At 46.3% G+C, this 20602-nt stretch carries 18 protein-coding genes; 14 read left to right on the top strand and 4 right to left on the bottom strand.

Annotated features, from left to right (window positions below):
- The first annotated feature begins 74 nt into the window (after positions 1–74).
- Positions 75–1310 (top strand): ABC transporter permease, encoded by a 1236-nt coding sequence (locus NIASO_RS16910; protein ID WP_008587933.1) that lies wholly within the window; start codon positions 75–77, stop codon positions 1308–1310.
- Here the strand turns inward: NIASO_RS16910 and NIASO_RS16905 are convergent.
- The gene (locus NIASO_RS16905; RefSeq protein ID WP_008587930.1) at positions 1298–2032 is read right to left on the bottom strand and encodes a TrmH family RNA methyltransferase; all 735 of its coding nucleotides are present in this window, start codon (positions 2030–2032) and stop codon (positions 1298–1300) included. The two genes, NIASO_RS16910 and NIASO_RS16905, sit on opposite strands and share 13 nt — an antisense overlap.
- Positions 2033–2151: 119 nt before the next feature.
- Between NIASO_RS16905 and tamL the strand changes: the two genes are divergently transcribed.
- Positions 2152–4416: a translocation and assembly module lipoprotein TamL gene (gene tamL / locus NIASO_RS16900; RefSeq protein ID WP_245605199.1), complete on the top strand. Its 2265-nt coding sequence runs from the start codon at positions 2152–2154 to the stop codon at positions 4414–4416.
- A 23-nt stretch (positions 4417–4439) separates the two neighbouring features.
- Here the strand turns inward: tamL and truB are convergent, their stop codons facing one another.
- Positions 4440–5141, bottom strand: coding sequence for a tRNA pseudouridine(55) synthase TruB (gene truB, locus NIASO_RS16895; protein ID WP_025299087.1), 702 nt, complete (start codon positions 5139–5141; stop codon positions 4440–4442).
- A gap of 105 nt (positions 5142–5246) precedes the next feature.
- Positions 5247–6032, bottom strand: coding sequence for an NIPSNAP family protein (locus NIASO_RS16890; RefSeq protein ID WP_008587923.1), 786 nt, complete (start codon positions 6030–6032; stop codon positions 5247–5249).
- Positions 6033–6249: 217 nt separating this feature from the next.
- Between NIASO_RS16890 and mnmE the strand changes: the two genes are divergently transcribed.
- A complete protein-coding gene (mnmE, locus tag NIASO_RS16885) occupies positions 6250–7623 on the top strand; it encodes a tRNA uridine-5-carboxymethylaminomethyl(34) synthesis GTPase MnmE (RefSeq protein ID WP_008587921.1) in 1374 nt (457 codons plus the stop codon).
- Positions 7624–7824: 201 nt separating this feature from the next.
- Positions 7825–8202: an START-like domain-containing protein gene (locus NIASO_RS16880; RefSeq protein ID WP_008587918.1), complete on the top strand. Its 378-nt coding sequence runs from the start codon at positions 7825–7827 to the stop codon at positions 8200–8202.
- A 19-nt stretch (positions 8203–8221) separates the two neighbouring features.
- Here NIASO_RS16880 and NIASO_RS16875 read toward each other — a convergent pair whose 3' ends face one another.
- Positions 8222–8851 (bottom strand): hypothetical protein, encoded by a 630-nt coding sequence (locus tag NIASO_RS16875; RefSeq protein ID WP_008587916.1) that lies wholly within the window; start codon positions 8849–8851, stop codon positions 8222–8224.
- A 132-nt stretch (positions 8852–8983) separates the two neighbouring features.
- On the opposite strand from NIASO_RS16875, the gene NIASO_RS16870 reads away from it, so the two are divergent.
- From NIASO_RS16870 to NIASO_RS16825, 10 genes are all read left to right on the top strand, one after another.
- The gene (locus NIASO_RS16870) at positions 8984–10741 is read left to right on the top strand and encodes an LptF/LptG family permease (protein ID WP_008587915.1); all 1758 of its coding nucleotides are present in this window, start codon (positions 8984–8986) and stop codon (positions 10739–10741) included.
- Between the two features lie 27 nt (positions 10742–10768).
- Entirely contained in the window at positions 10769–11761 is a 993-nt protein-coding gene (locus tag NIASO_RS16865) for a cation diffusion facilitator family transporter (protein WP_008587913.1), read from the top strand.
- Between the two features lie 102 nt (positions 11762–11863).
- Positions 11864–12271, top strand: coding sequence for an RrF2 family transcriptional regulator (locus NIASO_RS16860; protein WP_008587911.1), 408 nt, complete (start codon positions 11864–11866; stop codon positions 12269–12271).
- A gap of 232 nt (positions 12272–12503) precedes the next feature.
- Positions 12504–13139, top strand: coding sequence for a peroxiredoxin (locus NIASO_RS16855; protein ID WP_008587909.1), 636 nt, complete (start codon positions 12504–12506; stop codon positions 13137–13139).
- Positions 13140–13204: 65 nt separating this feature from the next.
- Positions 13205–13909 (top strand): phosphoadenylyl-sulfate reductase, encoded by a 705-nt coding sequence (locus tag NIASO_RS16850; RefSeq protein WP_008587907.1) that lies wholly within the window; start codon positions 13205–13207, stop codon positions 13907–13909.
- A gap of 88 nt (positions 13910–13997) precedes the next feature.
- Positions 13998–14906 carry a sulfate adenylyltransferase subunit CysD gene (gene cysD, locus NIASO_RS16845; RefSeq protein WP_008587906.1) on the top strand — a complete coding sequence of 303 codons (909 nt, stop codon included), beginning with the start codon at positions 13998–14000 and terminating at the stop codon, positions 14904–14906.
- Positions 14907–14942: 36 nt separating this feature from the next.
- Positions 14943–16184, top strand: coding sequence for a sulfate adenylyltransferase subunit 1 (locus tag NIASO_RS16840; protein ID WP_008587904.1), 1242 nt, complete (start codon positions 14943–14945; stop codon positions 16182–16184).
- Between the two features lie 93 nt (positions 16185–16277).
- Positions 16278–17153: a uroporphyrinogen-III C-methyltransferase gene (gene cobA, locus NIASO_RS16835; protein WP_008587902.1), complete on the top strand. Its 876-nt coding sequence runs from the start codon at positions 16278–16280 to the stop codon at positions 17151–17153.
- On the top strand, positions 17143–18837 hold the full coding sequence (locus tag NIASO_RS16830) for a diflavin oxidoreductase (protein ID WP_008587900.1): 1695 nt from the start codon (positions 17143–17145) through the stop codon (positions 18835–18837). Before cobA ends, NIASO_RS16830 begins: the two co-directional genes overlap by 11 nt.
- A gap of 82 nt (positions 18838–18919) precedes the next feature.
- Complete coding sequence (locus tag NIASO_RS16825; RefSeq protein ID WP_008587898.1) at positions 18920–20590, top strand: NADPH-dependent assimilatory sulfite reductase hemoprotein subunit; 1671 nt, start codon at positions 18920–18922, stop codon at positions 20588–20590.
- Positions 20591–20602 lie beyond the last annotated feature (12 nt).

The following is a 20602-nucleotide window of genomic DNA, read 5'->3' as shown; positions in this document are numbered from 1 at the left end:
ATACCTTTTTGGTAAAAAGAAAAATATGCTAAAAAAGGACGTTTATATCGTTCTAAAATAAATATAACACGCAGTTGAATACCGCTTCTTTTATTGCCAACAGGATTGCCTTTAATAAACAGCGCTCTTTTTCCCGTTTTATTATCAGGCTTTCCATTGCAGCTACGGCTATCAGCGTTGCGGTAATGATCGTCACCCTGGCTTTTGCCAACGGTTTTCAAAAAAAGGTCAGCGAAAAAGTATTTAGCTTCTGGGGCCATATCCGCATACAGGCAATGGCCCCTTATCAATATGTGGTATCCGAGGAAACTCCTATCACAGCTAACCCGGCCCTCGTGGCGCAGATCAAAAAAAATCCACAGGTTGCCGTTATTCAACCCTTTGCCACAAGGTATGCCATTGTAAAAACGAAAGACGACCTGGAAGGGGTGCTGGTAAAAGGAGTAGACAGTACCTATAACTTCAGCAATTTAAAGCAGTTTATACAAAAGGGGCGCCCCCCGCGGTTTTCAGATTCTACCTATAGCCGGGAGATCATGCTCTCCGACTATACGGCTCAACAGTTGAAACTGGATACCGGCAGCCGGGTGCTGATCTATTTTATCCGCCCCGATAACTCCCTGCGGCCGGACCGGCTCACCGTTACCGGAATTTATAAAACAGGCATTGAAGAATACGACAAAGCCTTTGCTATTGCTGATCTGAAACTGATCCGCCGGCTGAACGACTGGGATGCTGACCAGATTGGCGGGTACGAAGTATTTCTCAGGGACTATAAAAAAATTGATACGGTTGCCAATCAACTGATGCAATCACCGGCAATGCCGGAAGACTGGGATGCCCAAAGCATCAAAACCTTTGTTCCGAATATCTTCGACTGGCTGAATATGCAGGATGTAACCCGGAACCTGCTCATCGTTATTATGATCATTGTGGCTGTCATCAACCTGATCACCTGCCTGATCATCCTGGTGCTGGAGCGGATGCGGATGATCGGGGTGTTAAAAGCCATCGGCGCTTCCGACTGGACAGTGCAGAAAATATTCCTGCGGCATAGCCTGTTAATAACCATAACCGGCATTGTTATTGGCGCTGTTTGCGCTTTGGGGCTGATTTTCGCACAACTAAAAACCGGCTTTATCAAACTGGATGAAAGCGCTTATTATCTCAGCGAGGCGGCCGTTGCCATTTCCGCCTGGGAAATTATCGCCATTTGTCTTTCTACTTTCCTTGTTTGCTTGCTGGTATTGCTTATTCCAACCTATATCGTAAAAAAAGTTCAGGTGGTAAAAGCGATTCATTTCAGGTAGGCAAGCAAAATGCCGGTTGCTACGGCGGCGTTTAATGATTCTGCACCCCCCGTTTTTTCAATGGTAATTTTCTCTGTGAGTAGCGCGGCCACCTCCGGGCGAATGCCTTTTGATTCATTGCCGATCACCAATACGCCACTGGTCACATGTTTTACCTGCTTTAAAGGCGTGCCATCTAATACGGCCCCATACACGGGCGTTCTTTTTTGCCGCACGATCCACACCGGCAGGTCTTCATAACAAACGGGCACCCGGAAAATACTTCCCATTGCCGCCTGAACCACTTTGCCGCCATACACATCAGCACAATCCTTACTGCACACTACCTGGGGAATCCCAAACCAATCAGCGATCCGTACGATGGTTCCCAGGTTTCCCGGATCCTGTATACCATCCAGTGCCAGAACAATATCCTGTTGAGGACTAACAATACCGGACCGCTCCGGCTTTGCCATCAGGGCTATTACCTGGTTGGGCGTTTTTAGCTGGCTTATTTTTTCCAGTTCAAATGATGAAACGACATTCATTTCAATATCAGGATAACGGAACTCGTGTTGATCGATCCATTCGCTTAATCCAAATATCTTTTTAACAGCGGTTTGGGCAGCAGTAAGCGCCTCATCCAGTATTTTTGGCCCTTCAATGAGATAGCACCCCTCCGCATCTCTGAATTTTTTTTGGAATAAAGTTTGGATATATTTGATCTCAGATTTAGGAATCATCTGTTCTATAAATTATTAAATTAAACCATCACATCCTGGTAAAAGCGTCCAAAAATACATTTCTTACTGTAACAGTGCTCACACTGTTGTTTTTATCTTCCTGCAAACTATTTACTATAGTGAAAAATCCGCCGGAAGCGCATCCTTTTATCTTTCAAACAACCGTAAAGGTAAACGGGCAGCCCGATAAAGATGAAAAAAGCAGGCTGGAGGCGGGCCTGGTGCCGCAGTTGGACGACAGCATACAGTCGAAAGAGCAGGATAAAGTATTGTGGGCTGTGATAAAAAATCCCACAAAACTGGATACAGGGCTGATCAGCAAGTCGATGCAAAACATGCATTACTACCTGAACTCCCAGGGCTATTTCCGGGACTCCATCGCTTTTACAACAGCCATTAAAAATGCAGGGGAGCAGCAACGGGCATTTGTCCAGTTCAATATCTGGCCGGGGCCGGTAACCCGTATTGATTCTCTTTCCTATACCTTGCGCTACGACAGTTTGCAGCAATTAACCCAGCGCAACCTTGATAAACAGCTTATAAAAAAAGGCGATCCTTTTGCACAGGGGCCCATCTCCTCAGAAATGGACCGGCTGGTAGAGCTTTACCGAAATAACGGCTACCTGCGTTTTTCCCGGTCGATGCTTTTTGGCTTATGGGATACGCTGGATATTTCTCTTTTGCAGCCCTCGCTTGACCCCTTCGAACAGGCGGCACAACTGGAATTGTTAAAAAAGCGCCGGATGAGCCCCACCGCGAACCTGAATATCCGCATGAGGCCGGTGGATGACACCTCGCTCCTGCGTCCCTATTATATTGGTAAAATAACAGTAGACCCCTTCAGTAATGACCCTTCCAGGAGCGATACCACACTGGTCTTTGCAAAAAACATTGGCGTAATACAACATACCAACAAGTTTAAACCCAGGATATTTCCACCACTTATTTATTTTCATCCCGGCGATCGGTATGATCAAAGACGGTATACCCGCACCACGAACCGCCTCACCGGCGTGGGTACCTGGCGCATGGTAGACATCGCGCAAATACCACGGACGGGTTCCGATACTGTGGACATTGCCATAAAACTGATTCCCGCCAAGAAATATAATTTCACCACCAGCGTGGAAAGCAGCTACAGCCAGAGTGCCATCACCGGAAATTTTGTCGGGATCGGGTTAACCATGGGATTGCAGAACAGGAATTTCGCCCGGGCGGCCAACCTCATGACCACCAATGCCAGCTATATGGTAGAGCTGGGACAGTTTACAGCCGGGCGTATTATTCAGACACAGCAGTTCAGCCTGTCTAATTCTATTTCCTATCCAAGATTCATTTTCCCCGGCATGCAATCGTTTAAAGATAATTTCAGGGGTAATTTTCGTTCTATATTCACCCTTAATGCAACAAGCACCGACAGGATCTATCTTTTCAACCTTAGCTCATTAAACGCCTCCTGGGGCTATGAATTTTCCTGGCATGCTAAAGACTATCTTACAAAAAACAGGACCTACACTTTACGGTTAAAAGTACCCAATATTGAATACGCCTACCTGGTAAAAAGAGACAGCCTGGACAAGCTCATCGTACAAAACCCTTCCATCAAAAACCTTTTTAACGATGGTTTAATTACCTCCACGATTGTGAATTTTATTATGCCCTGGAATGAGCGGAACGGGCGCAATTCCAGCGTATTCCGTGCCAATTTTGAAGAATCGGGCCTGTTAACAGGCATGGTGAAAAATAAATTTATTGATGATAATTTATACCGTTTTGTAAAAATGGATATTGAGTATGCCCGTATGATCAGGTGGGCAAAAACTTCTTTTATTACAAGAGGTTTTGCGGGGCTGGGGTACGAATTAGGTTCCACACCCAACCCGGAAAAGCGGCTCCAATTGCCCTTTTTTAAGCAATATTTTGCCGGCGGCCCCAACAGTATGCGTGCCTGGCAATTGCGCCGATTAGGACCGGGCTCCTATATCAATAATTTTACAGGGGATTACAGTATTCCCGACCGGTTTGGAGACATGCAACTGGAGGCGAATTTCGAGTACCGGTTTCCACTGTTTAAAGTTGCCGGCATCCCCGTTAATGGCGCGGCCTTTACCGATATGGGCAATGTGTGGCTGGTGAAAAAAGATGCCGGCACCAATGATCAGATCTTTAAACTGGGGCGCCTGGGTACCGACCTGGCCATTGGTTCTGGCGCGGGTATGCGGGTAGATCTTGGCTTTTTTGTGATCCGCCTCGATTATGCCTATAAGGTCAAGGACCCCAGCCCCAGCCCCGAAAACAGCATCTATCAAAACAAATTCTTCGCTTATCCCTTCTTTAAAGGCAGCCAGTTGCAGATTGGCATCGGGTATCCGTTTATATTCTAAGACCTATGAGGTTTTTAAAACCCTCACAGATCGGCCTTCCGTTCCTTCATAGCTTCCGTGAACGCATCCATCGTAATCGCTTCGTTAACGGAAAACGACCCGATGCGGGTGCGCCGCAGACTGCTCAAATAAGCGCCGCAGCCCAGGGCCTGTCCAAAATCATGCGCCAGGCTCCGGATATAGGTTCCGGTAGAACAAACCACTTTAAAAGCGATCTCCGGGAGCCTGGTAGCGTCTATTTCAAAGCTTGAAATTACTACCGTCCGGGGATCCAGTTGCACTTCGATTCCCTTACGCGCCAACTCATACACCCGTTTACCATCCTTTTTAATAGCAGAATGTGCCGGGGGGATTTGCTGGATGGTTCCTGTAAATTGATGCGTGGCTGCTTCTATTTCAAAAAGGGTAATATGCTCGTAAGGTTTAAAATTCTCAGGGCTGCTTTCCAGGTCGTAAGTAGGCGTAACGGCGCCGATCGTAAAAGTGCCGGTATATTCCTTTTCCCGCGCCATATACGTATTGATCTGCTTGGTGAACTTTCCCGTACAAACCACCAGCAAACCCGTTGCCAGGGGGTCCAGCGTGCCTGCATGCCCTACTTTTTTTACCCGGATCAGGTTCCGCACTTTCCGCACCACGTCAAAAGACGTCCACTCCAACGGTTTATCGATCAGTAATACCGCGCCTTCGGCAAAATCGATCTCTTTTAAATGTTCCTTTTTCATTTCGGGCAAAAGTAAGGTTTCCCGCAGAATACGCAGACCACTGCAGACAGGCTCTTTTTCTGCGAAAATCAGCGCGATCTGTGGGAGACCTTTACACAAACGCTGTTAAATATCCGAACAAGCCAGAGGTCGAAGAAAAGAAATATCGATATGAGAAACATTGTTTTTATACTCCTCCATTGTATTCAGCCGTTTCCAGGCCGGGTCGCTGCCAAAGCTTTTCCAGTGGGCATCCCGGTCTTCCTTGTTTTCATGCGTGGTCAGGTACATCAGGTTGGGCATATGACAGCCCGCAATCACTTCCCCATAAAAAACCGCATTAAAGTTCAGGTTTTTGAAAATAGCGATCTCACCGCCCTCGTTAAACATTTTTACTTTACTGCGAAATAATTGCTCGGTAGGACTTTGATAACTGCGGAGTTCATACACCCGCTCCTGCTTCTGTCCCGTTAATGCAGGGATCTTCAGCGCCGGCATCAGCGCAAATGCTTTCAGCCATATGGTTTCCATACGGTCATACGCAGGAGTTTTATAATTCGCTTCGCGGAAGGGCTGGCTCGCCGAAAGATAAGGCGCATCCTTTTGCAGCCGCTGCCTGACCAATTCCTGTTGACCGGGGTTCTTAAGAGGAATCAATACATAAAGCTCCTTTACGGCAGCAGTATCATTCGCTATTTTTTCAAACACACCCACCCGGTTGATCTGCTGACGATGCAGCGCCGGCACCAGCGCTGTTTCAAAATACTGCTTCAGCACTGCTTCCTGTTCAGTTTTGGAATATTTATATATGGACAATTGGTAATACTCGGGCTGAGCAGTTTTTTGAGATTTTGAAATAAAGGGGCACAGAGCAAACAATAAAACCAGGAAAGGCAAAAACCGTACTTGCATGATAAGATTACAATTAATTGGATGAAGGCAATAAAATTAAGTATAATATGAATGTACGGCTCACAGAAACAACAGATTTTCACAGAAAAGAATAGTGATTGCGCAAAAGGTTTAAAAGCTTCTTTGTGAATCTGAAGAATCAGTGAAAATAAAAGTGTTATGTTCCCGAAAAGCGGGCATATAGGCGCTATCCCCCCGAATCGGTACTTTTGCAGCCATGAATCATCTTTCTGGGTTTGAAGATACTATCGTCGCTATTGCCACTCCTCCGGGTGTGGGCGCCATTGGCGTCATAAGGCTGAGCGGTTCGGACGCCCTTGCGATTGCGGGTAAAATTTTCAAGGGGCGGGAGCTCACCCTTCAGCCCTCGCATACGGTTCATTTCGGGCATATCATTGATCCGGGTGGAGGGGAGTTTATCGACGAAGTAGTGGTCACCATATTCAAGGGGCCCAAAAGTTATACCGGGGAAGATGTGGTGGAGATCAGCGGGCACGGCTCTCCCTATATTCTCCGGAAAATACTGGAAGCTGCTGTTGCCACCGGCGCCCGGCTGGCCCGGGCCGGTGAATACACCCAGCGGGCCTTCTTAAATGGAAAGCTGGATCTGGCTCAGGCAGAAGCTGTAGCGGACCTGATCGCTGCCGATAGCAAGGCCCAGCAACAGGCAGCCCTGCAACAACTGCGGGGCGGGTTCTCCGGCGAACTGGCCCAACTCCGGGATCAACTGATCAATTTTGCTGCATTAATTGAATTGGAACTGGATTTCAGCGATGAGGACGTGGAGTTTGCCGACCGCGCACAGTTCAAAAGCCTGATCGCAAATCTCAAATCGCAGATCTCAAATTTGCTCAACTCCTTTCAATTAGGCAATGTAATCAAGAATGGCGTTGCCGTTGCCATCATCGGAAAACCCAATGTAGGTAAAAGCACATTGTTAAACGCATTGCTGAATGAGGAACGCGCTATTGTGAGCGATATTGCCGGCACTACGCGGGATACTATTGAGGAAACGCTGAATATAAAGGGAGTGCTGTTCCGGCTGATAGATACAGCAGGCATCCGCGAGCACACGTTGGACCAGATCGAAAGCATCGGCATCAAACGCAGCAAGCAGAACGCGGAGAAAGCAGCATTGATCCTGCACCTGTCAGACATTACCGATCCGGACAATACTCCTATTGACTGGCTGGCGCCTTTTGCTGACAAGACCATTACGGTGTGGAACAAAACCGATCACAAGGGAAATCAGAAATCAGCAATCAGAAATAAAGAATCAGAAATTGCGATCAGTGCAAAAAACAATACCGGCATTGAAGCTCTTAAAGACCTGATGTACGAAAAAGCGATCGGCGATACCATCAAAACTGAAAACACCATTGTAACCAATGCCCGCCATTATGAGGCGCTGGCAAAAATGATGGAAAGCCTTCAGGCCATTGAAACAGGGATGGAACAAGGCCTTACCGGCGATCTGTTATCAATAGATATCCGGCGTGCGCTCCACTATCTTGGTGCCATCACCGGTCAGGTAGAAGTAGACCGGGATATATTAGGAACGATCTTTGGGAAGTTCTGTATTGGGAAATAAAAGAAACTTCCCTGCTCCCATTGCACCGTTTTTGCAATATCAAAATTGTGCAAATTTTGGTATTGCAGGTTAAAAAGTGTTTAATTCATCAAAAACCACCCCACTATCCTCCTAAACCCCTGATTTTTAAAAAAAATTTTGACAGTAATATAATTTTAATATTATTGTAGCGAATTGGATTATTAAATATACCCAACAGAGATGAGTAAACAGCTATATACACTTGAGTTCCCGGTTCGTTGTTCCCCGACCATTTTATATGAATTTTTGGCTACATCAAACGGGTTGGGTGAGTGGTTTGCGGAAACAGTGGACGAAAGGAACGGGCATTTCTATTTTGGTTGGAACGGTTCTACAGAAGAAGCGGAAGTACTGGACCAGGAAGAAGAGCGTTTTATCCGCTTCCATTGGGTGGGCGCGCCAAAAAGCGAATATTTTGAGTTCCGTATCGATAAATCTGAAATTACGAACCAGACCATCCTTGTAATCACCGATTTCGCGGAAAAAAGAGAGCTTAAAGACCAAAGCCAGCTTTGGGATTACCAGGTCAAGGAATTATTCCATCGCCTGGGTAACTGACCTCTCTGATCAATTAAATCTAAACAGCCCCGCCTTCCTCAGGTTTAAAAAGAATTTCCAGTAGCGTGCGGAAGCGGTTCCGCCAGAACTCCGGCGCGTCAATGAGCTGGCCAATGGCTATAAAGGAAGCTATTTTAAGAAACCGGCTATGGGCAGTGATGCGCTGTAGTTCGTCAATCGTCATTTCAGCAAGCGGGCTGTAGGTATCTTCGCTTAGGTCATGCTCCCACTCATCACCGCTATAACTCAAATAAAAATGATGTTCCTGTAAACAGCTTATGCGCCGGCATAACAGGGGCGCCCACCGCTGTACCTGGTTTCCTGAAAGATGCAACGTTGTACTTACCTGCCGGCCCCACCAGAAGAGGCTCCTTATAGAAAAAAAATGACCCTGCCTGAAATTACGGGGGTAATCGAGCAAAACATACGGTAACCCCTTATAACTTTCGCCTTTAGCCACTTTCCCGTTCGTTTCAAATAACGCCGCCGGCAACCCGTTGTTCTTTGCCACAAAATCCTGCTGCCAGGCATAAAGCGCATACAATGCTGACTGCATTTTTTGCAAAACCCCATTCTTTGTTAAAATAATTCCGGGGTCGGTGACCATTGCCAGCTCCTGTGCAGAAAGGCTTAATTTTGTTTGTTCCATTATTGTATGCGTTATTTGCAAATTAAAGAGTTTATGGCAAATAGATCATAGTTCATGGCGCGTGAGCTATGAACCCTTAACTATAAACCATGATCCAGGTACCAGGTACAGCAGACCAGAAACAGGAAGGAATTGAAAAAGTTAGACAAACTAATTATTAAATCATTTATTGGCCCGTTTGTGGCCACTTTTTTCATTACGCTCTTTGTACTGGTAATGCAGTTCTTTTGGTTGTGGATCGATGATTTTGTGGGCAAAGGGCTGGATGCATTCACCATTCTGAAATTTATCTGGTACCAGAGCGCGGTATTGATCCCGCTGGCCCTGCCCCTGGCCGTGCTGTTGTCTTCATTAATGACTTTCGGCAACCTGGGCGAATCTTTTGAGCTGGTGGCCGTCAAATCCTCGGGAATATCGTTGCTCCGTTTTATGCGCCCCCTGGTTTTTGTATCGCTTTTTATCAGTTTTTGCGCCTTTCTTTTTGCCAACTATATTATCCCGGTGGCGCAACTAAAATCCCGCACCATGCTCTCTGATATCGTGTTGGCCAAGCCAGCCTTTGATATCAAAGAAGGTGTCTTTTATGACAAGCTGGACCGTTTTGCTATTAAAATCGGGAAAAAAGAAAAGGACGACAGCACCATACGGGATGTAATTGTTTTTGAAAATAATGCATATGGCGCCCTGCAGGATAACTTTGTGATCGCCAAAAGCGGCACCATGCGCCCCTCCCCCGACAAACGGTTCCTGGATATCGTTTTTAAAGACGGATGGCGCTACCAGGAACGCGGCAACCGTTCCGACTCCGCCACCGAATACGTACGCCTCGGTTTTCAGCAATATAAAATGCAACTGGACATCAGTTCTTTTAACTTTAAATCGTCCAGTGACAGCAATAACCGCAATAATGAACGGGTATTGAATATGCGGCAACTGAATCTTTCGATCGATTCCATGACGAGAGTTGCAGATGCGGAAATTGGCCGCTACCGATCCAATATGATGGCCAACTTCAGTTTATTACAGTATAAGGATAGCGTGGTAAAAGGAGTCACCATTCCGGATTCCGTGCTCAATTTTAAAAAGAACAATGAAGCTTTCAGAGGCCTGGATTCGGTAACAGGAAAAGCGGTTGCTGTAGCAGCAAAACCCATAAAAAAAGACTCCGTTTTACATAAAAAAGATTCGGCAACAGCAGCACTTTCCGCTGCCGCAAAAAAAATAAAAAAGAGGAAAAAAAGAGCCGCACGGGCAGACAGTATCCAAAAGAAGAGCGATTCGGTTGTGCGGGCAAAACCCGCGATACCAGTCGTCCCACTCGATTCTGTTGCCCGCAACACGGTCAAAACCGACAGCGCGGCGCTGCGAAAGAAAAAACAGGAAGCTCAAACCCTCACGGCATTTTTGCCAGACAGTGTGCAAAGCAACCTGGGAGAACGGGCGCTTGGAAATATTAATGCGGCAAAAGATAATGCCAGCATTAACCTCAGCAGCATACAGGAACAGGAGAAAAATATCCGGCGCTATAAAATAGAATGGCATAAAAAGATCGTGCTGGCACTGGCCTGCTTCCTGATGTTTATGATTGGCGCCCCCCTGGGCTCTATTATCCGTAAGGGTGGGCTGGGAACGCCCATGATCTTTGCGATCGTATTTTTTCTGGTGTTTTATTTTTCTTCCAACACGGGTGAAAAAATGGCGAAAGAAGGCAGCCTCAGCGCTTTTTCAGGATTGTGGCTTTCCACTTTCATCCTTGCTCCAATCGGCGTCTTTCTTACGTATAAAGCCATGCACGATTCCAATCTTTTTAATAAGGAATTCTACAACCGCCTCAGGCGAAAGCTCTTGAGTAAGATAAAACAGAAACGCCTGAACTCCGGAAAATCCTAACCTTCCTGAAACCCTTTTTTATTCATCATGACAACCACGGAATCCAGACAAAATATCAAAATTCAAAAGTGGGTGGTAGCAGTATCGCTGTTATTACTGATCATAAAATTCATCGCATATTTCTTTACGTACTCCGTTGCAATACTGACCGATGCGCTGGAAAGCATTGCCAATGTGGCCGCGGGCTTCATTGGGCTGTACAGCCTTTACCTGGCGGCGCAGCCACGCGATGAAAATCATCCTTATGGGCATGGCAAAGCTGAGTTTTTATCTGCCGCTGTTGAAGGCACCATGATCGGCATTGCGGGCCTGGTCATTTTATACAAGGCAATCGACCAGTTGATTCATCCCGTTATGTTGAACCGGCTGGACATCGGAATGCTGCTTATTGCCGTCACCGCAATTGCGAATTACGCCCTGGGAGGCGTTTGCATCAAAATAGGAAAAAAGAATCATTCCCTGGCGCTGGAGGTAAGTGGCAAACACCTGCAAACCGATACCTGGTCCACAATTACCATTATCATAGGACTGGCGCTGGTGTATTTTACAGGGCTGCACTGGATCGACTCGGTTGTGGCCATCTTACTTGCAGCCTTTATCCTATACACTTCCTATACCATATTACGCCGGTCGGTGGCCGGCATTATGGACGAAGCAGATGAGCAATTGCTCGGGGAAATGATCCACTATATAAACGAGCACCGCAGTCAAAACTGGGTCGACCTGCACAATTTCCGTGTTATAAAGTATGGCAGTGTATTGCATATTGATTGTCATCTTACCGTGCCCTGGTACCTGAATGTGCTCCAGGCCCACCAGGAAATTGATAAGCTGACGGCGCTGATCCGCAATAAATATGGCGAAGCGGTTGAATTCTTCGTTCATTCAGACGGCTGCAGGTCCTTTCAATGTGTGCTTTGTTCCAAAGAAGATTGCCCTGAAAGGCAAATGCCTTTCGAAAAACAGATCCCCTGGACCCTCCAAAATGTTTTACAGAATCAGCGTCACCGGCTGAAATAAATTCGCAGATTTATAAATAGAAAAAGACAGTTAATGGGTGTACGGGTTCATTTTTGAACCAAGAGTTTCTTAACTTTATGACCTAACATTTGTTATTACTATATGCTCACAAAAAAATCGCAATACGCTTTTAAAGCGCTTAGCTATCTGGCTGATAAGCAACAGGATGGCCCCGTGCTGATCTCCGAGATCGCAAAAAAGAAACGCATTCCTCTTAAGTTTCTGGAAAACATCCTGCTGGAGCTTAAAAAAGCAGATATCCTGGAAAGCAAAAAAGGTAAAGGCGGCGGTTATTTTTTCAAAAAAAATCCGGCCGATGTTAAAATGGCAACCATTATCCGGTTGATCGACGGGCCTATTTCCATGCTCCCCTGCGTAAGCCTGTATTTTTATGAACGCTGTAAAAATTGCGATGAAAAACACTGCGGGCTCAATGACGTTATGAAACAGGTGCGGGACGCTACGTTGCAGGTGCTGGAAAACCGCACGCTGAAAGACCTCCAGGATTAATAAAACCCGCTCCGCTGCTGCTCCCCTAATATAACACTACATCCTAAAGAGCCTGGCTCACTAACAACAGTTGTCCGTTTTTTATGTAAAAAAAAATTAAAACCAATTTTTTCGCCGTCCGGTTAAAAAAAAATTCCTACCTTGCGGTCCTCTATTTTTTTATCCTATTAGTCTACTTAGTTGGTAGGTTTTATAAAATAGTTATTTAATAACTCAAAAAATAGTTTGTATTATGTCATTAAGATTAGGAGACATTGCGCCCGACTTCAAAGCGCAGTCCACAGAAGGAGAAATTTCTTTTCATGATTACCTGGGCAATTCCTGGGGCGTTCTTTTTTCACACCCCGCAGATTACACCCCGGTTTGTACAACAGAATTAGGGAAAACAGCTTTACTGAAAAGCGAATTTGAAAAAAGAAACGTGAAGGCGTTAGCCGTAAGCGTTGATCCGCTGGATTCACATCTGGGCTGGAGAAACGATATCAATGAAACCAACAATTGTTCCGTAGATTTCCCCATCCTGGCAGACCCCGATCGCAATATTGCCACACTTTATGACATGATCCACCCCAATGCTTCAGAGAAAGCAACCGTGCGTTCCCTGTTCATCATCGGGCCCGATAAAAAAGTAAAACTGATCATCACCTACCCTGCTTCTACCGGAAGAAATTTCCAGGAAGTACTGCGTGTGATCGATTCTTTACAGTTGACTGCCAACCACAGTGTGGCTACACCGGCAGACTGGAAGCAAGGTGAAGATGTGATCATCGTTCCTTCCATCAGCACGGAAGATGCTATTAAAAAATTCCCTAAGGGTGTAAAAGAGGTAAAACCTTACCTGCGTTATACGCCTCAACCGAATATTTAATTTTTCATTTATTGTTTATGGTTTATAGTTCAACGCGACTATAAACCATAAATGATAAACCATAAATGGCAAACGTGTTTACAGCAGCACAAATACAGGAAATAGAAAATGCTCCGTTGGCGGACGCGCTGAAACGGGTTACAGATCAGTTCCCCGGCGAAACCGTACTTTCCTCCTCGCTGGGCCAGGAAGACCAGGTGCTCACGGAAGTTATTGCCACCAACAAATTACCGGTGCGGATCTTTACACTGGATACCGGACGGTTGTTTTACGAGCATTATGATCTGTTGGAAAAAACCAATGCCCGGTACAGAACAAACATCGAGGTGTATTTTCCTGAAGCTGCCGATGTGGAGGCTTATGTAAAAGAAAAAGGCGTTAATGGTTTTTATGAATCCGTTGAAAACCGCAAGCAATGCTGTTTTATCCGGAAAGTAAAACCCCTGAACCGTGCACTGCAGGGCGCCAAGGTGTGGATCACCGGCCTGCGCAGCGAACAGTCGGACAACCGGAAGGAGATGAAAATGATCGAGTGGGATGAAGACCGTAAGCTATACAAATTCAACCCGCTGATCCATTGGAGCTATGAGCAGATGATCGATTATATCAAAGAGAAAAACATTCCGTATAATCCTTTGCATGATAAAGGCTTTATCAGCATTGGTTGTGCCCCCTGCACCCGGGCTATTGAGCGGGGTGAAGACCCCAGGGCCGGAAGGTGGTGGTGGGAAGTATCGCACAAAGAATGCGGGCTCCACGTGCACCAATAAATTGAACGGTAAAAACCGCTAACCGCGAAAACAACAAAAAAATTTTGAAAAGAATCCGCACAGCGGATCTGTATAAAGAAGATATTGTATGGGTGAGTATAAACTGGACTATTTAGAGCAATTGGAAGCTGAAAGTATTTACATTTTCAGAGAAGTAGCTGCACAATTTGAAAAACCGGCATTATTATTTAGCGGCGGTAAGGATTCCATTACCCTGGTTCAACTGGCCAAAAAGGCCTTTGCACCCGGTAAACTTCCTTTTCCGTTGGTGCATATTGATACGGGGCACAATTTCCCGGAAGCGTTGGCCTTCCGCGATGCACTGGCAAAAGAAGTGGGCGCGGAATTGATCGTGCGTAAGGTAGAAGATACCATTAAACAAAAACATCTGACCGAGCCCAAGGGGAAATTTGCCAGCCGCAACTGGCTGCAGATCCATACCCTGCTGGATACCATTGAGGAATTTAAATTTGATGCTTGCATTGGCGGTGCCCGGCGCGATGAGGAAAAAGCAAGGGCCAAGGAACGTATCTTTTCGGTGAGAGACGAATTTGGTCAGTGGGAGCCCAAATTGCAACGCCCTGAATTATGGAATATTTATAATGGCCGCATTCATAAAGGCGAGAACGTTCGCGTATTCCCTATCAGCAACTGGACGGAGCTGGATGTATGGAGCTATATCAAGAAAGAAGGCATCGGCCTCCCTTCTATTTATTTCGCACATGACCGCGAAGTGATCCAACACGAAGGGCAACTGATCGCCGTTTCCGATTATATCACTATTGATGACACGGATGTTATTGCAACCAAAAAAGTACGTTACCGCACCGTAGGTGACATGACCTGTACCGCTGCCGTTGAGTCCAATGCTTCTACATTAGATGAAGTGGTTAATGAAATTATGGCTACCCGTATCTCTGAAAGAGGCGAAACCAGGATTGACGACCGAGTAACCGAAGCCGCGATGGAGGACCGGAAAAAGGGAGGCTACTTCTAAATTCAAAATTTTAAATTTCAAATTCAGCATTTTCAAATGGATATATTACGTTTCATAACTGCGGGCAGTGTAGACGACGGTAAAAGCACTTTGATCGGAAGATTGTTGTACGATAGCAAAAGCATCCTGGTAGACCAACTGGAGGCACTGGAAAAACAATCGAAAAACAAAAATGCCGATGGGATTGACCTGGCGCTGCTTACAGACGGTTTAAGGGCGGAAAGAGAGCAGGGCATTACGATTGACGTGGCCTATCGTTATTTTTCTACTCCAAAAAGAAAGTTCATTATCGCTGATGCGCCGGGCCACGTGCAATACACCCGGAATATGATCACCGGTGCGTCCAACTCCAGCCTGATCGTGATCCTGATCGATGCACGCGCAGGCGTTATTGAGCAAACCCGCCGTCATTCTATTATCGCTTCCCTGTTAAAGATTCCGCATGTGGTAGTAGCGATTAATAAAATGGACCTGGTTGATTTTTCTGAAGAGCGGTACAATGAAATAAAAGCCGACTATGAAAAAGTAGCCGAGCAACTACAATTAAAAAATATAAGCTATACTCCGATCTCAGCATTGCTGGGAGACAATATCGTGGAGCCTTCTAAAAACATGCCCTGGTACAAAGGCAGTCCTTTACTGGAGTTTTTGGAAGAAGTGCAGGTTGATACCGATATCAACCACGAAGATCCGCGCTTCCAGGTGCAATATGTGATCCGCCCGCAAACTACCGAACTGCACGACTATCGTGGTTATGCCGGCCAGGTGATCAGCGGGGTTTATAAAGTAGGCGATAGTATACAAATTCTGCCTGCAGGCATTACCTCTACTATTACAAAAATTGAAGTAGGAGGCGTGGAAGTGCAGGAAGCATTTGCACCGCAAGCAGCAGTACTGCATATTGCAGACGATATCGACATCAGCCGCGGCGATACTTTTGCCCGGGCCGATAACTTACCCAAAGTAGCAAATGAAATAGAAGTAGTCCTTTGCTGGCTGGACAATAAGCCGCTGATCCAGGGTAACAAATATTTCCTCCAGCATAAAAGCCGTTTAATAAAAACGATCGTGCGCGAAGTGGAATACAAACTGGACGTAAACACATTGGAACGCATTCCCGCAGAAGATGGTGTTAAATTGAACGAGATCGTGCGCGCAAAAATCAAAACTGCCGCACCATTGGTGTATGATGATTTTGCATCACTCAGCGATTACGGCAACGCAATTTTAATAGACGAAACCAGCAACAGCACAGTAGCCGCTGTGTTGCTGAATTGATCGATGCGGCGGCACGGGTCCTGAACCGGTGCCGCTCCATCGGTTTTTTTTGATCAAAAAGTCTACTCTTCAAGTAGAATAAAAAAAATAACAATGCTTCTTCAACAGTTACAACGCAATACAAAAAAGCCTTCCGCCGGAACGGGGAAAGTGGTGTTGGCAGGTGCGGGGCCCGGTGATCCGGACCTGATCACGGTTAAGGCCGCAGAAGCGCTCCGCAAAGCCGATGTGGTACTGGCCGACCGGCTGGTAAGCGATGTGATCCTGCATCGTTATGTTGCACCGGAAGCGGAAATTATTCGTGTAGGAAAAGAATGCAGCAAAAAAAGATCAACGCCGCAAAGCTCGATCAATGCGCTGCTGGTGGAACATGCCTTACAAGGGAAATTTGTGGTACGCATAAAAGGCGGCGACGCTTCCATATTCTCCAATATTTTAGACGAGCTGCAAATACTGACCGAACATAATATTTCCTACGAAATTATACCGGGCGTGACCGCCGCATTGGGCGCCGCCGCTTATTCCGGCATGCCCCTTACCGCAAGAGGTTATGCAACTGCCGTCCGCTTTATGACCTATTATAAAGCTGATACTGTAACGGATACCCATTGGAAAGAATTGGCGGCAACAGACGATACACTGGTATTCTACATGTCATCGGGCACCCTGGACCAGGTAGTTGAAAAACTGGTGCAAAACAATATAGCTGCTGAAAAACAGTTGGCTGTCATTGAGCAAGCCACAACCTGTTTTCAGCGGGTGCATACCTGCAGTTTATACGACTATAAACAACAATTACAGGGGACGGATCTTGCGTCCCCCAGCCTCGTAGTGATCGGGAAAGTAGTAGCGCTGCACGAACAGTTCAAATGGTTGCAGAACAGCAGCACCAATCAAAACTACTTTAAGCCGGTAAAAGAAGAAATGATCGCTATACATCAACAAAATAATTTAAAACATGCTATCTGATGCAAAATTGGGCGCCATCAAAACGCTGGCCCCAACGCTTTCAAGAGATGAATTGCTTTGGGCAAGCGGCTTTTTTGCCGGGTTGGCCCAGGGCACTGCCGGCGGACAGGAAGCTGCAACCGCCGTGCCAACAGTATCCAAAAAAATAACCCTGGTATATGGAACCGAAACCGGCAATGCAAAAAAACTGGCCACACAATTAGCAGGCATCGCCAAGAAAAAAGGTATTACAGTAAAACTAACCGGGCTGGATCAGTACCGCATTGCAGATCTTCCCAAGGAGGAATATTTTTTTGTGGTCATCAGCACCCAGGGGGAAGGCGAACCGCCGCTGCTGGCAAAAAAATTCTACGATTATATTCATGAAAACCAACTGAACTTAAGCAAGCTGAAGTTTGCAGTACTGGGCCTGGGAGACAGCTCCTATCCTGAGTTCTGCAAAACAGGTGAAGATGTAGATGCCCGCCTGGAGGCCCTGGGCGCCCACCGGGTATTGCCGTTGAAAAAATGCGATGTCGATTATGAGACCGATGCCCAGCACTGGCTGGACAATGTTACTGCGGCTTTGCAATCAACCACGTCTACGGCAACGGTGGCGGCACCGGCTGAAACAAAACCCCAGGGAAGAAAATATTATATGGGTAAGGTCATTACCAACATTAATCTGAACGACCGTGGGTCTAATAAGCAAACGTTTCATATCGAAATTGCGACGGAAGCGCCTATCGCTTATCAGCCCGGCGATGCCCTGGGTATTGTGCCTACCAACAAGCAGAACATGATCAATAAGATCATCGGCATTACCGGCATTGACCCTGAAAAAGAAATTCAGACCGAAAAAATTAAGGCCAATGTGCGCGACCTGTTGAGCCAGCATTTGAATATTTGTTATCTACTGAAGTCGACCGTCAAAAAATATGCAGAGCTTACCAGGCAACAGATCCCGGATACGCGGATGAGCCTGTACGATCTGCTGCGCATCTACCCGGTTAAAGACGCCGCACAGTTTGAGGAGGTCATCAAATTGTTAACCGCATTATCGCCCCGGCTCTATTCTATCTCTTCTTCACCCAACGCACATGGGGAAAATGAGATTCATATCACGGTTTCCAAGAACCTGTTTACCGTGGAAGATGAAGAGCGTTATGGTTTGTGCAGCGAGTTTTTATCAGACCTTGATGAAGGGCATGAAATAGAATTTTATATTCAGAAAGCAAAGCACTTTAAGCTTCCGGAAGAAAATAAAGATATTATCATGATCGGCCCCGGCACCGGCGTAGCGCCCTTCCGTTCCTTCCTTGCCGAGCGGGATGCCACCGGCGCCAGCGGCAAGAACTGGTTGTTTTTTGGAGAACAACATTTTGTTAGCGACTTCCTTTACCAAACCGAGATCCAGAGCTACCGTGAAACCGGCATTTTGAATAACCTGGACCTTGCTTTTTCACGGGATACCGACCAAAAGGTTTATGTGCAACACCGCGTTAAGGAAAAGGGCGATGAAGTGATAGAATGGCTGAACAATGGCGCCCACCTTTATATTTGTGGAGCAAAAGATCCCATGTGCTCGGATGTGGAAGCCACGCTGGTTGCGCTGTTGCAAGACAAAGGAAAATCAGAAGAAGACGCCCGTAATTATTTGGCACAGTTAGAAGAAGAAGGGCGCTATTCGAAAGATGTTTACTAAAAATAAATTTATTGTTTAGGGTTTATAGTTCATTGTTTGAATACAACCAGAAACTAGAAACCAGAAACCAGAAACAAAAAAGATGAGCGAGAAAAATAATTTATCGGGTACGGAGAAAATAAAAATGGCCAGCCAGGGGCTGCGGGGCACGTTGAAAGAAAGTCTGAAAGATGATTATACCGGCGCTATCCGGGAAGACGATCAGGCGCTGGTCAAGTTTCATGGCATGTACATGCAGGACGACCGCGACCGCCGCGAAGAAAGAAGTCAGAAAAAACTGGAACCTTACTATATGTATATGATCCGGCTGCGGCTCCCCGGAGGTTTTATGACACCGGAACAATGGATCGGCCTGCACCATATTGCTGGTAAGCATTCTACCGGCACTATAAAAATTACCACCCGGCAAACCATCCAGCTACATGGCATTTTAAAATCGCATATTAAACCGACCATTAGTTCGTTTAATACGTTGCATCTGGATTCTATTGCCGCCTGCGGCGATGTAAATCGTAATGTTACCTGCGCTTCGCATCCAAAAGAATCACCACTGCATGAGGAATTGTATCAGTTAGCCCGGGAGATCAGTGCGCGTCATCTGCCTAAAAGCCGCGGTTATTATGAAATATGGATGGACGCTGAAAAACTGGTAGAGACCACCGAGGAAGATCCCCTTTACCAGGACCGCTATCTTCCCAGGAAATTTAAAATAGGTATTGCCATACCCCCTAATAATGACATTGATGTGTTCATTAATGATCTGGGATTGATCGCCATAATTGAAGATGGTAAACTAAAAGGCTTCAACCTCGCTGCCGGCGGCGGTTTGGGCTCTACGCATGGTAATGCGGCTACCTATGCCCGGCTGGGAAGCATGCTGGGATATGTTCCAAAGGAAAATATTTTTAAAGCCATTTACGAAGTCATTACGGTACAACGCGACTTTGGCAATCGCAGCGACCGGAAACAGGCCCGCATAAAATACACCATCGACAAAATGGGTGTGGAGCAATACAAGGAAGAAGTAGAAAAACGCTGCGGCTTTAAGTTTGAACCGGCACGCCCTTATGCGTTTACCAGCAGGAAAGATGCCTTTGGCTGGTCGCAAAACCATGAAGGTAAATGGTACTATACCCTGTTTATCGAAAACGGGCGGGTAGTGGATGAAAACAATTACCCCTTAAAAACAGGCCTGCTGAAAATAGCAGAAACCGGTAAAGCCAATTTCCGTTTTACCTGCAATCAAAATTTAATCATCAGCGATATCCTCGATGTCGACAAAGCGGAGATAGAAGCCATCCTGAAGGAGCACCAGATCATCCAAACCACTTCAGAAGCCAGCCCGGCCCGCAGAAACTCGATGGCTTGTGTAGCGCTGAATACCTGTGGTTTGGCTATGGCGGAAGCACAACGGTATCTTCCGACACTGATCACAAAACTGGAACCCGTTTTGCAAAAACATGAGCTGGAGCAAGACGATATTATTATAAGAATGACCGGCTGTCCCAATGGTTGCGGGCGTTCTCCAAATGCGGAGATCGGTTTTGTAGGCACTTCGCTCGGAAAATATAATTTGCACATAGGCGGCGATCGCCTGGGAGAACGGCTGAACACCAAATATAAAGACAGTCTGAACGAAACACAGATCCTGGAAACGCTGGACGAGCTTTTTGGTGTTTACGTAAAAGAAAGAGCGCCGGAGGAAACCTTTGGTGATTTCTCGCAACGGAAATGGATCCAACCCAACCTGTGAGGTTTTAGAAAA

The sequence above is a fragment of the Niabella soli DSM 19437 genome, assembly GCF_000243115.2.
In the GTDB taxonomy this organism is placed as follows: domain Bacteria; phylum Bacteroidota; class Bacteroidia; order Chitinophagales; family Chitinophagaceae; genus Niabella; species Niabella soli.
Note: the sequence above shows the minus strand (reverse complement) of the source record. Positions and strands in the feature narration are given on the sequence as shown.